The sequence below is a fragment of the Parendozoicomonas haliclonae genome (assembly GCF_900174585.1).
Classification (GTDB): domain Bacteria; phylum Pseudomonadota; class Gammaproteobacteria; order Pseudomonadales; family Endozoicomonadaceae; genus Sansalvadorimonas; species Sansalvadorimonas haliclonae.
This window is the reverse complement of the sequence record NZ_FWPT01000004.1, coordinates 1-12,190: the sequence shown is the minus strand read 5'-3', so window position 1 is coordinate 12,190 and position 12,190 is coordinate 1. Positions and strand designations below refer to the sequence as shown.

The following is a 12,190-nucleotide window of genomic DNA, read 5'->3' as shown; positions in this document are numbered from 1 at the left end:
GTTAGCTTTTGAGTCAGGAAGTATCTGCCCTGCTGGTAGAGTTGGAAGAGGTTCTCCGTCAGGAAGGGCACTGGACAACCATCACGCCATCCTTTGAAGCCTTATCAAGCCAGGAACCATTCTGTATTGATACGCTCAGTGTGCTGGAATGGTTGCAATGGCTTTATATCCCTCGCCTGCGCGCCATGATTGAACATGGCTCAGCCCTGCCTAAAGGGGCACAAGTGCATCCTTATGCGGAAGAAGCTCTCAAAGGTATCGCATCGGGACGAGAGGCGATCCTTGAGGTGGTTGCCAGACTGGATATCGCCATGCGCTAAACAGTAATAGCATACCGATTGTTGTAAGGGCGCCTTGTGCGCCCTTTTCAATGCTTGTTATTGACTGGACTCTTTGGCTTTTGATGCCAGAAGAGCATCCAGACACAGAGCACCACGTACTTGATAGGGGCCGGTATTAACAACACATTTCCCCGGCAAGCCGTTTTCACAGATCAGCAATCGCTGGGAGGCTGTGCCGTTTTTTAACTCTGGCTGGGTATTGTTGAGCAGCTCTTGTCCGTAAGCGGTCAGGCGGGTTTTATAGATGGTCAATTTTCCGCTGGTCGATAGCAGGCTGTCAGAACAGCGAGCCTTCATGCCAGCACTGGATTGTACTCCTGCGAGTATATGGAGGCCGTAGCTTAATGCCTGCAGTAATTGATGGACTGGGTTGGCATGATCAAACGTCTTGTATTTTGTGAAGGCAATGTACTGGATACCGTCCGGTGTGTAATCAATATCCGTGTCGCCTTCTCCTCGCATGGTCTTAAGCTGTTTCTTAATTCCCTCCTGAGCCTGATAAATAAGGGTATTTTTCAATTCGGGGTACAGGTCATCGGCTTGTGCACCATAGATTTTTAAACGCCCCTGAGTGAGCAGTGGTGCAACCTGCCTGTTGCTCAGCAAGGCCTTGCAGCCCTGATAGATCGCGTCCAGCTCATCGGATGTCAGATAATCGGGGTTTACAGCATTGAGCAGATAAGAAAAGGTTTCCGGCTCCTGTTCGGCCAAGGCAATCAACAGATCCGGTTTAAAGGGAGAGGATGCATATTCCAGATCATCCTGAAATTGCTCTTCGTCACAGCTATCCAGGCTGATGATGCCATTGCGCTGACCCACCTCCAGAACCTTCTTTTTGTGCGCCAGAGGAATGTTGACCGGAATGTTGCTGATCAAATGATCCCGTAAAGTCATACGGTCATTGTCGCTCAATCCGCTCTCAAATATTTGTGCCTTATAGCGATCCAGTCCAAGGCTGTTCAGTAGCAGCTCGTGACATGCCAGCCAGACCTTGCGAGAGCGGGACTGGAACTCAGTATCAATATTTTTTTGCAGCTGAGCCTCGGATACATCGGAGGCATTCTCGGTTGTATGGCCCATAACCTTAAGGCGTGCGCCTTTCATCAATTCATCATGGGCGTGGCTGACGATAGTCTCCGGGTGAAGATATTTTTCCCTGTTGGATCGACCTGATGTTGATTGCACCATCTCGTCTAGTACGCCGGGCAAAGATTCCCTGCGCATTTGCTCCTGCAAGGTGGCAACTTCAATAAATAATTGGTCAAGGTGGCAGGTTGCGTGTTCTTTGAATGTGCGCAGTTTTTCATCCAGGGTCTGCTGTGTTTCGGAAATGAATTTTTTACCAGTGGCGATTGAGTATTCCAGGCGGCTGATTTCTTCCTCGTTTTGCTGCGCCGACGGCTTAGTCTTCTCTGCGATCAGCTTCTCTGTCTTGTCGGTCACCGTGACGTTCGCTTTCTGGATATCTTTTTGGTGGCCAGAGATACAGAAAAGATCAATATTCATGCCTTGAGAAAAGACCAGATCGACAAACTCTGGCTGGTTCTTGCAGCCCAGCATGTCTCTTCTAAAGGCCTCAAGAGGTCCAAGGTTGGCAACACCAGAAATCTGTGTGGCCATGCCACTCCCGCCGCTGCGGATAGATTCACGCACCTGTTCCAGCATATCCAGGCGCATGGCAATGGCGAGTTTGCCTCTGGAGATCCCTCCCGTTTTCTTATGAACAATCCCATAGGGATTGTTCAGTTCCTGGTCATGGGCAAGGAGTTCAACATAACCATTCCGTAACAAGCGCTGCTGCGTTGGGGTCAGTTTGACTTTGGCTCGTACACAGCGGCCAACAGCAAGAGCATAATCCGCCAATGCTTGCGGCATGGCTTTTGAGTCGGTGATGAGCAGGCCAGATCTCAAGGCCAAAACAACATCATCAGGTATATCGGTGGCTTCAGGCTGGTTATCAGAGGTATCAATGTCTGAAAGTGAGTTGACCTCATCAGAATGCCGTTTAAGTTCGGTGAGTGTATCGGTACGCCTGCGCGCGGCCTGAAAGCTGGTCGCAGCTTTTGAGGCCGACTTAAAAGAATTGCGAAGTTGTCGAACACACAAAGTGTCTTCCCTCTCGACGCTTGGGGAGGGCTGTTTGTCCGAGCGATCCATCGCCTGATCAGATTCGTCAGAGCAATCAACTCTGTTGTCCTCGATATCTTGGGAATCAGGGGCGACTGGATAGAGAGTCACGGGAGGTAAGTCATCGATCCCCTCGTTCTGACGACTAGGGTCAGAGGTGTCAGCCGTGTGACTTTCCTCCGGAATCCACCATGTTGTTTGCCCAGGGCTATGGACCGCAGGCGTGCCCTCTGAATGAGAAGTGCTGCGCTTAAGCAGGCTCATTGCTTTGGGTATGCCGAATCTCCCAGAGATGCGGGGCAAGCTGCGGCGCTTTTCGGGTTTTGATTCAACCCGTCTTCGATCGGGTGTTGTTGCTACTTCTCTATCTGTCTCAGAGGGCGAAGGAGGGTTGAGTGATACGGTGTCGCTTCCCTTAGAGAAAGAAACACTTAACCTTTTGTCATACGGGTGAGCCATGGGGACACCTTGCCAGTCATTGCCATTTGGATGGTAGACAGCCTGTGTCATCTGAATGTGTAATCCCGTCAGGTTTGCTATCCCGAAAGGCAGTGCAACTGACAATAGGTGACGGAATTACCCTGGAATTCAAGGGTGTTGCTGTTGGGAGGAAGGATGTATCTATAAAGATTGGTCAAAGGCAAAAGAAAAGGGGGCTAGCTGCCCCCTTTAGCCGTTCTTACTGGCTGGTGCAGTATTCCTGGATAGCTTCGTCGGTCTTTTTAAGCTGTTCCATTTTCTCGTCATAACTCAGCGTGCGCAGGGAACCATCGGCTTCGGTGATTTGAATGCGGTGATTGTTCAGCAGACGCTCTTTGTTCTGCTTGGCGCGCTGGCAGGATTCGTTCTGCTGACGGGCAAGGCGGTTAAGCTGCTCGGCGTATTTGTCCTGAGGCTCCGCTGCAGCAGATCTGCTATCTTCTTCCCGAGTTTCTTCCTGTTCCTGAGGGGCTCTGGCCTTGGTGGTTTTAATCACTTCGTACTGCACACCAACCGGTGGCTGCTTGCTGTAATGAGGCGTGCCCTTGTCATCAATCCAGCGATAAACCGTATCATTGGCTGTAGCGATTGAGGCTCCTGCGGAGCAGAGCACTGCTGCAAGGAGCAGGGACGATAGTTTCTTCATAATGCACCCGGATTCTGTTTGTTTTGCCTAACTTTACTCCACTATCTGGCAGGCTTGTAGCCTCAGCTTCCAAAGCTGCTATTGACTCCCCATAAATGAAGGTCAACAATGACCTCATTCTGCTGGATTGCACTGATAAAATGCAGTTTTAGCAGCTATTTTATTGCTTCGGACCACAAACGCAGAAAGGTTTGTCGGTCTATTAGCTTCGGGAGAGTTTACCCGCAGTACCCGAAGAACATTCCCAAGCACAACCTGCGACGGAGTGTACGGCTTACACAAGTGAGCCTAATAAAAATAGATAGAAGAAATGAATTGCCGGTATCCGGAGGTAGCAGACCACCGATAGACGGCAGTGATAATAAATCTCACTTTGCCCAGAACACCTGTGTTGAACACAGGGTTTCTTAAGCAGTAGTCAATAAGAATGGTGATTCCGTGACTGAGGGTAAGCAGGTCGAACTTCTGTCCGGAGCGGACATGGTTGTAAGAGCGCTCGCAGATGAGGGCGTTGAATACATTTATGGCTATCCCGGCGGCGCACTTCTGCACGTCTACGATGCCATTTTTCGCCAGGACAAAATAACTCACGTTCTTGTCCGCCATGAACAGGCGGCAACTCATATGGCTGATGGCTATGCCCGTGCCAGTGGCAAAGCCGGCGTCGCGCTGGTCACCTCCGGCCCGGGTGCCACCAATACCATTACCGGTATTGCTACCGCCTATATGGATTCTATCCCGATGGTCGTACTCTCCGGCCAGGTGCCTTCCCAGTTTATCGGGACAGATATGTTCCAGGAGACCGACATGGTCGGCATCTCCCGCCCAATTGTTAAGCACAGCTTCCTGGTGAAGAAGGCCGAAGATATTCCGGAAGTGCTCAAGAAGGCATTTTATATTGCCCAGACCGGTCGACCTGGCCCGGTTGTTGTCGATCTGCCTAAAGATATTACCGATCTGACCAAGAAGTACCCTTACGAGTATCCGGACAAGGTCAAGATTCGTTCCTACTCTCCGCCAGCCAAAGGTCATGGTGGTCAGATCCGTAAAGCGGCTGACCTGCTGGTTAATGCCCGTCGGCCGGTGATCTATGCCGGTGGTGGTGTGGTGATGGGCAATGGCTCTGAAGAACTGCGTCAGCTCGCTCGCCAAACCGGTGCACCGGTAACCAATACTCTGATGGGGCTGGGTTCCTTCCCGGGTTCAGATAAGCAGTTTGTCGGTATGCTGGGTATGCACGGCAGCTACACCGCTAATCTGGCCATGCACCACAGTGACCTGATTCTTGCTGTGGGTGTGCGCTTTGATGACCGGGTAACCAACGGTGTTTCCAAGTTCTGCCCAACAGCCAAGATCGTTCATATCGATATTGACCCGGCCAGTATTGCCAAGAATATCCCGGTTGATATTCCGATTGTGGGTCCGGTCAGCAGTGTTCTGAAAGAACTGAACCATGAAGTCGCCCAGATTTCTTCCTCTCAGGATAAGGAAGCACTGGAAAACTGGTGGAAGCAGATTGAAGAGTGGCGCACCGGTCGTGGTGGTTTGTTCCCGTATGAACAGGCTGAAGGTGTGATCAAGCCGCAGCAGGTTATTCAGGCTTTATACGAAACGACCAAGAATGATGACGCCTACATCACTACCGATGTTGGCCAGCATCAGATGTTTGCTGCGCAGCACTATCTGTATGACAAGCCTAATCGCTGGATAAGCTCTGGTGGTCTTGGAACCATGGGTTTTGGTCTACCAGCCGCTATGGGTGTGAAGCTCCACAACCCGGATGCCACAGTTGCCTGTGTAACCGGTGAAGGCAGTATTCAGATGAATATTCAGGAGCTTTCCACGTGTAAGCAGTATGACCTGGGTGTGAAGATCATCAATTTGAATAATCAGGCTCTGGGTATGGTACGACAGTGGCAGACCATGCAGTACAACAGCCGCTATTCGCATTCTTATATGGATTCTCTGCCGGATTTCAAAAAGCTGGTGGAAGCCTACGGGCATGTTGGCCTGAGTGTGACCAAGGCCTCTGATTTGCTCCCCGCAATGGAAGAAGCGTTCTCGCTAAAGGATCGTCTGGTCTTCCTGGATGTGGCGGTAGACCCCAACGAGCATGTTTATCCTATGCAGATCAAGGATGGATCCATGCGTGATATGTGGCTGAGTAAGACGGAGCGAACCTGATGCGTCGTATAATTTCTGTACTGGTTGAGAACGAGCCGGGCGCACTGTCACGCATTGTTGGCCTGTTTGCCCAGCGTAACTACAACATTGAAAGTCTGACGGTTGCTCCAACCGAAGATGAAACCTTGTCGCGTATGACCATAGTTACGGATGGTCGTCCGGAAACCATTGAGCAGATTACCAAGCAGCTGAACAAGTTGATTGATGTGGTCAAGCTGGTGGATCTGACAGAAGGTTCCCATATTGAGCGTGAGCTGATGCTTATTAAAGTGAAAGCTCATGGTGCTATGCGAGCGGAGATCAAGCGAACCGCTGATATCTTCCGCGGCCAGATTGTCGATGTCACCAGTAATGTCTATACCGTGCAGCTGACCGGTACCGGCGAAAAGCTGGATGCCTTTATTGACGCTGTTGGTGAAGTATCGGTGCTGGAAGTCGTGCGCAGTGGTGTGACGGGTATTGCCCGAGGTGAGAAGGTGTTGAGCCTTTGATCGATAGTTATTCTGAGGGAGCAGGCGCTCCCTTGGATGATTATTCCCGCATTAACCAGCTGTCATCCTCAAACCGGTGATAATTTTCATTGGTAAAGCTTTTGTATTCTTCATGGCATTGTTTCGAGCCCGTCTCTCGAATCAAACCAAAATGCGTGTATACCGGGAAGCCATATTCCAGAGCACCATATTCATCGCCAAACATATCATGATTGGGATCACCCTCTTTTATCCCTACTGTCGTAGCACGAATACATGAGTTGAAATGCTCACCTGCGATGATTATGCCATCCGGTGCGTGCTGACGCAGGAAATGGTGGGTTTGCGGGGAAGAAAAAATGGACTGGGTGCTTTTGATAGCAGTACGAGTATGCTCGGGGAATTCTGACGAAATGATACCGGAAATTTCTTTGCCGTGGTCACTATATATATCAAACTCAACATTAAGAATTTCGATGTTATGGTCTCTGCAAAATATAACAAGCTCCCCAATCTCCGTTGTATTACAACCGTAAGCATCGACGAGGCAGGCTACCAGCTTGACGTTATTATCCAGCGCCTTTTTTAATTCTTCATAAAATGGCTGGCTAGTATCCGGGGTATAAGGTTTGGGTATCGCAACGACAGCATTGCTACTACCGGGCCTCAGATTGTTGGGGAAGTGAGTTGCCGGTGATTCTTTCTTTTCCGGTGTGCTGTTTAAATAAGGCTGAGTAAGCCCACTCGGAGCAGAGCGACTGACCTCTGGCATACAATCACCTTCCCTTATTCCTGTCTTTTATCTCAATTTAGCTGCTCTATCAGATACTTGCGGTTTGAGGAGTGTTCTGAGGTGAAAGGACTGTCAAAAGGTCGCTTTTTTACCGAAGGACTGTGACCAAAAGGCTCGAATCAGCGGGCTTTTCAGCTTCTTCTCCAATACACACAAACCCACATCATAGGGTTGGAGTGTTGGAGTCACATTCAGGATCTGAACCTTATCTGCCAGTGGGCTGTTATCCAGAACTATGCGCGGCACGACACCCACACCAAAGCCGAGGCTGACCATGCTGACGATGGCCTCATTGCCTGCCACCTGCGCATAAATTCTCGGCTTGATCTCACGGCTGCTAAACCATTGATTAACCCGTTCCCGGGCCACCCCTTCCTCAGACAGAATCATCGGTACGGTTGACCACTCTTCATCAGTGTTGGGGAGATCGAGATCCAGTGGGGCAATAAACAGCAGTGGAGAAACAGCGATATTCTGAAAGGCCAGATTGGCAGGCAAGGTACTGGGGCGTGCAGCGATGGCAATATCTTCCTTGCCGGATACAACGTGAGCTATCGCCTGCTCGGGTGCGCCGGTATGCAGCTTGATCTCCACTTTTGGGTGATGCTGACGGAAGTTATAGAGGATGTCATAAAGAAAGCTGTAACTGGCGGTGACGGAACAATAAACACTTAACTCACCTTTCAATTCCTGAGCCTCAGTTTTGAGGTTATGACTCAACGTCTCCCATTGGCTCAGGGCTTCCCGTGCATAGGCCAGGAAGGTTTTGCCTTCGCTGGTCAGTACCACACTGCGATTGTCACGCTCAAAGAGTTCAACGCCCAGCTGTTCTTCCAGTGTCTTGATACTGCGGCTCAAAGTAGACGGGCTCATATGGCATAGCTCACTGGCACGGCCAAAGTGCAGCGTCTCGGAGAGGGCAAGGAAATGCTTGAGCGGGCGGAAGTCCATAGCTTTCGATCCTTATTGTTGCCTGTGATGATACAGAACCGGGCAGACTCTGCCGATAGCCACGCAAAGGATTTATGTGAGGCAGGGAAATGGCAAAGTCGAAGCGAGAGCCTTGGTACTGGCTGGGTATTGTCGGGCTGGGTTTCAGTCTGGCTTATGCGGGGCACACCCGGGCAGAAACGGAAGAGGGTATTGATACCGAAAGCTATTACAAAGAACGGGTGAAGTTAGTACTGAATAACCTCTCCGGCTATGAGGCAGAAAGGTTAACGCCCTATCTGGAAGAGTTAGCCAGACAGCTGCAACAAAGCTGTGGAGCTCTACCCTGCCAGCCTGGAGAGTTATCGATAGAGCAAGCCGTCTCAGCAATTAAGGTATGGCAACGGATTCATCTGGACGGTTTTGCTCTCCAGCCTGAGAGCGCAGCGCAGGCCAACACCAATTCCATTGATAACGGCCCGATGCTTCCCGGTACCCGCGATGAGTGTGCCGGCATTTCCGATGGTGAAATCTCCATGGAATATGGTTTTTTCAAAGAGCGTAAGGTCCAGGTCTTTATAAATAAGAAGGAAGCCGCATCGAAGCAGGGACCGGTAGTGTTCTACTGGCATGGGTCAAACGAAAATTGGGAGCAAGTCTACCGGGTGCTGGGTTCGAGCATTATTCGGCGTATCACCAGCCAGGGTGGGATCATCTTCGCTCCCCATGCCGGAGCGCCGGTTGCTCTGCCCTGGCATGTAATGAATCCGGCTACGGTATGGAAGCACAACGATTTCCAGCTGGCAGATCAGCTGCTGGCCTGTGCTGAGAAGCAATATGATATTGATAACCGGCGCATCTACAGCATGGGGTTCAGTGCTGGTGGACTGCAAAGTGCTGCGATGGGTCGGCTGCGCTCTAACTATATAGCCGCCATTGCCAGTTATTCCGGTGGTCAGCTTCCCTGGTATAAGGCTCTGCCACTGGGAGCGAAAAATAATTATTACAGTGCTTACATCACCTACGGTACCCGTGGGGAAGATAAGGTTCCGCTTGTTGAGTTCGCCGATACCAGTGCAAATCTGCTCTCCTATCTGAAAGGGCGAGGATTCCATGAAGTGATTGAGTGTGAGCAATCCCGTGGGCACAGCATGCCTTATTCCACAATGTCCGCCGGATGGGATTTTATTTCCAAACAACGCTATGAGCGTCTTTCCGATGCGGAGGCTAAAAAGAAACAGCCAGCTGATGTGCAAAAGAAATCAGGGTCAGGGTGTAATTAGATTGTGTTTCACTTCATGAAATGAAGTTTTGCAAATAAATCACTTTTAGAAATGATGGCTGGTAGCTATTGTTGCTCCCGTAAAAGCAAAACAACAGAAGCAGCAGTGCTGCACGGGAGTCAGGGGTATGCAGGTTTATTACGACAAAGATTGTGATCTTTCCATCATCCGCGGTAAGAAGGTTGCCATCATTGGTTATGGTTCTCAGGGCCATGCTCACGCTAATAACCTGAATGAATCCGGAGTTGATGTCACCGTTGGCCTGCGTTCCGGTTCTTCCTCCATCGCTAAGGCAGAAGCCTGTGGCCTGAAAGTGAAAGACGTTGCTGACGCTGTTGCTGATGCTGATGTTGTAATGATCATGACGCCTGATGAATTTCAGGGTCAGCTCTATAAAGCCGAGATTGAACCAAACCTGAAGCAGGGTGCCACTCTGGCTTTCGCTCATGGTTTTGCCATTCACTACAATCAGGTTGTGCCGCGTGCCGATCTTGATGTCATCATGATCGCGCCAAAGGCTCCTGGTCACACTGTGCGCTCCGAGTTTGTTAAGGGTGCCGGTATTCCTGATCTGATTGCTGTATTCCAGGATGTTTCCGGCACTGCCAAGCAGGTTGCTCTGTCTTATGCCTCCGGTATTGGTGGCGGCCGCACCGGTATCATCGAAACCACATTTAAAGATGAAACCGAAACTGATTTGTTCGGTGAGCAGGCTGTTCTGTGCGGTGGTGCGGTTGAACTGGTAAAAGCAGGCTTTGAGACTCTGACTGAAGCCGGCTATGCCCCAGAGATGGCTTACTTTGAGTGTCTGCACGAACTGAAGCTGATCGTTGATCTGATGTACGAAGGCGGTATCGCCAACATGAACTACTCCATCTCCAACAATGCGGAGTACGGTGAGTATGTGACCGGCGAGCGGGTTATTAATGAAGAGTCCCGCAAGGCCATGCGTGAGTGCCTGAAGAACATCCAGAACGGTGAGTACGCCAAGCAGTTTATTGCCGAAGGTGCGATGAACTACCCATCCATGACTGCGCGTCGTCGTAATAATGCTGCACATCCGATCGAGCAGGTTGGTGCCCGTCTGCGTGAGATGATGCCTTGGATTGCTTCCAATAAGATTGTTGATAAGTCCAAGAACTAAGCAAGTCCTGCCGGGATGTGTAAAGCATCCCGGCCTTCCCCTTTATATTCCCTCCTCGCAAGCCTCTATTTAGCCGACGGTAAAGCAGAACTCGTGGTAGAGTTAGGCAACTAATAAAATTTCAAATAAGAATGGCTGATAGCAATGGATAAAGATCAGAACAAAGAGCGGTCTTCTACCGTGGATGTTTTGCTTCCCGTTGATGAGCATGTAGAAGAAGTGGCAGAGGGTGGTGAGAAGGTAAAAAGGAGAGGTGTCTATCTGCTCCCGAACCTGCTTACTACAGCAGCCCTGTTTTGTGGCTTCTATGCCATTGTTAGTGTGCTTGCCGAGCAACCCAACTATGACGCTGCTGCCATCGCTATATTTGTAGCCATGATCCTGGATGGTCTGGATGGTCGCGTTGCCCGCCTTATAAATGCACAAAGTAAGTTCGGCGCTGAGTACGACAGTCTTTCCGATATGGTTTCGTTTGGCGTAGCTCCGGCGCTGGTGGCTTTCAGTTGGGGGTTGTCCGGTCTCGGTAAGGTTGGCTGGATGATTGCTTTTATATATGCCGCCTGTGCAGCACTGCGCCTGGCTCGCTTCAATACCATGGCGGATACCGCTGATAAACGTTACTTCACCGGTCTGAACAGCCCAAGTGCTGCTGCGCTGGTAGCGGGTATGGTTTGGGCATTCAGTGATTTTGGTGTGACGGGCGACAGTATCGTAGTGGCATTTATGGCTGCGGTTATGACGGGGATGGCTGGCATCCTGATGATCAGTAACTTCCGTTACCACAGCTTTAAACAGCTGGACTTGCGTGGTCGTGTACCTTTTATAGTCATCATTGCCCTGGTGTTGGTTTTTGCAGTGGTGTTCAGCGATCCACCCCGAGTGTTGCTGGTCGGATTCTTGATCTATGCTCTGTCCGGACCCGTATCTGCATTGATCAGGCTGAAAAACATCCAAAAAGCTGATTGACAATGAAAATCTTCTGAGTAGAATGCGCCTCCGTTGTCACCGGTCACCACCGAGACAACGGAACCGAAACGGAAATGAAAACGATTCGGTTCGTCGAGTGAGAGTTAACTGATTGATTATTAAGAAGTTAGCGAAAACAAACCACTTGACAGTGATCGGGCCATCAGTAAAATGGCGGCCTCGCTTGAGCGCCCCGAACTTCTTTTAAAAAGAGCTCGGATTGGAAACAAGTTCAAGTCTTCCTCTTCACAAGATGCGATGAAGAGTGATCTTTAACAAAGAATTCAGACAATTCGTGTGGGCGCTTGTCTGGCAGGATGAAGCTTTCTTCTCCACTCCTCGTGAGTATGAAGAAATGCAAAAAATACTTTGTTCTGTTAAACAAGTGACTCATCAATTTATTGAGAGTAATTTGCGTAATAGAGCCGCTTCTCTACCGTCTTCGGACTGTGGGGATGCAAGCGATTTAAACTGAAGAGTTTGATCATGGCTCAGATTGAACGCTGGCGGCAGGCCTAACACATGCAAGTCGAGCGGTAACAGATCTAGCTTGCTAGATGCTGACGAGCGGCGGACGGGTGAGTAATGCATAGAAATCTGCCTGGTAGTGGGGGATAGCCCAGAGAAATTTGGATTAATACCGCATACGCCCTACGGGGGAAAGCAGGGGACCTTCGGGCCTTGCGCTATCAGATGAGTCTATGTCGGATTAGCTTGTTGGTGAGGTAATGGCTCACCAAGGCGACGATCCGTAGCTGGTCTGAGAGGATGATCAGCCACACTGGGACTGAGACACGGCCCAGACTCCTACGGGAGGCAGCAGTGG

10 protein-coding genes and 1 rRNA gene are annotated in these 12,190 nt (G+C 50.2%); 7 read left to right on the top strand and 4 right to left on the bottom strand.

The genetic code is table 11. The features are described from left to right. Positions 1–8 precede the first annotated feature (8 nt). Positions 9–320 carry a YqcC family protein gene (locus EHSB41UT_RS09205; protein ID WP_207626607.1) on the top strand — a complete coding sequence of 104 codons (312 nt, stop codon included), beginning with the start codon at positions 9–11 and terminating at the stop codon, positions 318–320. Positions 321–377: 57 nt separating this feature from the next. Here the strand turns inward: EHSB41UT_RS09205 and EHSB41UT_RS09200 are convergent, their stop codons facing one another. Together EHSB41UT_RS09200 and EHSB41UT_RS09195 are read right to left on the bottom strand one after the other, a co-directional pair. After that, complete coding sequence (locus tag EHSB41UT_RS09200) at positions 378–2,732, bottom strand: hypothetical protein (protein ID WP_133060454.1); 2,355 nt, start codon at positions 2,730–2,732, stop codon at positions 378–380. 415 nt (positions 2,733–3,147) lie between these two features. After that, complete coding sequence (locus EHSB41UT_RS09195) at positions 3,148–3,594, bottom strand: DUF4124 domain-containing protein (RefSeq protein WP_087109047.1); 447 nt, start codon at positions 3,592–3,594, stop codon at positions 3,148–3,150. 438 nt (positions 3,595–4,032) lie between these two features. Between EHSB41UT_RS09195 and EHSB41UT_RS09190 the strand changes: the two genes are divergently transcribed. Both EHSB41UT_RS09190 and ilvN read left to right on the top strand, forming a co-directional pair. Beyond that, entirely contained in the window at positions 4,033–5,778 is a 1,746-nt protein-coding gene (locus tag EHSB41UT_RS09190; protein ID WP_278248147.1) for an acetolactate synthase 3 large subunit, read from the top strand. Beyond that, positions 5,778–6,269, top strand: a complete 492-nt coding sequence (gene ilvN, locus EHSB41UT_RS09185) for an acetolactate synthase small subunit (protein WP_087109045.1) — start codon at positions 5,778–5,780, stop codon at positions 6,267–6,269. The genes EHSB41UT_RS09190 and ilvN overlap by 1 nt, the downstream gene beginning before the upstream one ends. 40 nt (positions 6,270–6,309) lie before the next feature. On the opposite strand, the gene EHSB41UT_RS09180 is transcribed toward ilvN, so the two are convergent. Both EHSB41UT_RS09180 and ilvY read right to left on the bottom strand, forming a co-directional pair. Then, the gene (locus EHSB41UT_RS09180) at positions 6,310–7,020 is read right to left on the bottom strand and encodes a hypothetical protein (RefSeq protein ID WP_087109042.1); all 711 of its coding nucleotides are present in this window, start codon (positions 7,018–7,020) and stop codon (positions 6,310–6,312) included. 93 nt (positions 7,021–7,113) lie between these two features. Continuing rightward, a complete protein-coding gene (gene ilvY / locus EHSB41UT_RS09175) occupies positions 7,114–7,992 on the bottom strand; it encodes an HTH-type transcriptional activator IlvY (RefSeq protein ID WP_087109040.1) in 879 nt (292 codons plus the stop codon). A gap of 89 nt (positions 7,993–8,081) precedes the next feature. On the opposite strand from ilvY, the gene EHSB41UT_RS09170 reads away from it, so the two are divergent. The 4 genes from EHSB41UT_RS09170 to EHSB41UT_RS09155 all read left to right on the top strand — a co-directional run. After that, complete coding sequence (locus tag EHSB41UT_RS09170) at positions 8,082–9,254, top strand: alpha/beta hydrolase family protein (protein ID WP_087109038.1); 1,173 nt, start codon at positions 8,082–8,084, stop codon at positions 9,252–9,254. A 127-nt stretch (positions 9,255–9,381) separates the two neighbouring features. After that, positions 9,382–10,398 carry a ketol-acid reductoisomerase gene (ilvC, locus tag EHSB41UT_RS09165; protein WP_087109036.1) on the top strand — a complete coding sequence of 339 codons (1,017 nt, stop codon included), beginning with the start codon at positions 9,382–9,384 and terminating at the stop codon, positions 10,396–10,398. A gap of 144 nt (positions 10,399–10,542) precedes the next feature. Further along, positions 10,543–11,364, top strand: coding sequence for a CDP-diacylglycerol--serine O-phosphatidyltransferase (pssA, locus tag EHSB41UT_RS09160; RefSeq protein ID WP_087109034.1), 822 nt, complete (start codon positions 10,543–10,545; stop codon positions 11,362–11,364). A gap of 468 nt (positions 11,365–11,832) precedes the next feature. Beyond that, positions 11,833–12,190: ribosomal RNA gene (locus EHSB41UT_RS09155) — 16S ribosomal RNA — on the top strand; the annotation flags it as partial.

Bases quoted from the DNA above. Each gene is read 5' to 3' on its own strand.
- EHSB41UT_RS09200 (WP_133060454.1), bottom strand. From the start codon at position 2,732: ATGAGCCTGCTTAAGCGCAGCACTTCTCATTCAGAGGGCACGCCTGCG.
- EHSB41UT_RS09195 (WP_087109047.1), bottom strand. From the start codon at position 3,594: ATGAAGAAACTATCGTCCCTGCTCCTTGCAGCAGTGCTCTGCTCCGCA.
- ilvN (WP_087109045.1), top strand. From the start codon at position 5,778: ATGCGTCGTATAATTTCTGTACTGGTTGAGAACGAGCCGGGCGCACTG.
- EHSB41UT_RS09180 (WP_087109042.1), bottom strand. From the start codon at position 7,020: ATGCCAGAGGTCAGTCGCTCTGCTCCGAGTGGGCTTACTCAGCCTTAT.
- ilvY (WP_087109040.1), bottom strand. From the start codon at position 7,992: ATGGACTTCCGCCCGCTCAAGCATTTCCTTGCCCTCTCCGAGACGCTG.
- EHSB41UT_RS09170 (WP_087109038.1), top strand. From the start codon at position 8,082: ATGGCAAAGTCGAAGCGAGAGCCTTGGTACTGGCTGGGTATTGTCGGG.
- ilvC (WP_087109036.1), top strand. From the start codon at position 9,382: ATGCAGGTTTATTACGACAAAGATTGTGATCTTTCCATCATCCGCGGT.
- pssA (WP_087109034.1), top strand. From the start codon at position 10,543: ATGGATAAAGATCAGAACAAAGAGCGGTCTTCTACCGTGGATGTTTTG.